We start from the raw sequence: 559 nt of genomic DNA, 5'->3' as shown, positions 1-559 counted from the left end.
TGAGTGAAACTCATTTGGGTTGTATGGTTAAGCGACTAAGCGTATACGGTGGATGCCTTGGCAGTCAGAGGCGATGAAGGACGTAGTAACTTGCGAAAAGCGTTGGCGAGCTAGTAACAAGCATTTGAGCTAACGATGTCCGAATGGGGGAACCCAGCAGCATAAGCTGTTATCGCAACATGAATACATAGTGTTGCGAGGCGAACGAGGGGAACTGAAACATCTAAGTACCCTTAGGAAAAGAAATCAACCGAGATTCCCCTAGTAGCGGCGAGCGAACGGGGATTAGCCCTTAAGTCAGTGGGGTGTTAGTGGAATGCGTTGGAAAGCGCAGCGGCACAGGGTGATAGCCCCGTACATGAAAACTAACCATTGATGAAAACGAGTAAGGCGGGACACGTGACATCCTGTTTGAATATGGGGGGACCATCCTCCAAGGCTAAATACTCCTGACTGACCGATAGTGAACCAGTACCGTGAGGGAAAGGCGAAAAGAACCCCTGTGAGGGGAGTGAAATAGAACCTGAAACCGTATACGTACAAGCAGTGGGAGCGGTTC

1 rRNA gene is annotated in these 559 nt (G+C 49.7%); it reads left to right on the top strand.

What is annotated here, in order from left to right:
* Window positions 1-25: 25 nt before the first annotated feature.
* Window positions 26-559 (top strand): 23S ribosomal RNA (locus tag L5L77_RS22645); the annotation flags it as partial.

The organism is Shewanella sp. SM29, assembly GCF_025654245.1.
Classification (GTDB): domain Bacteria; phylum Pseudomonadota; class Gammaproteobacteria; order Enterobacterales; family Shewanellaceae; genus Shewanella; species Shewanella oncorhynchi.
This window is presented reverse-complemented; position numbering and strand designations above follow the sequence as displayed.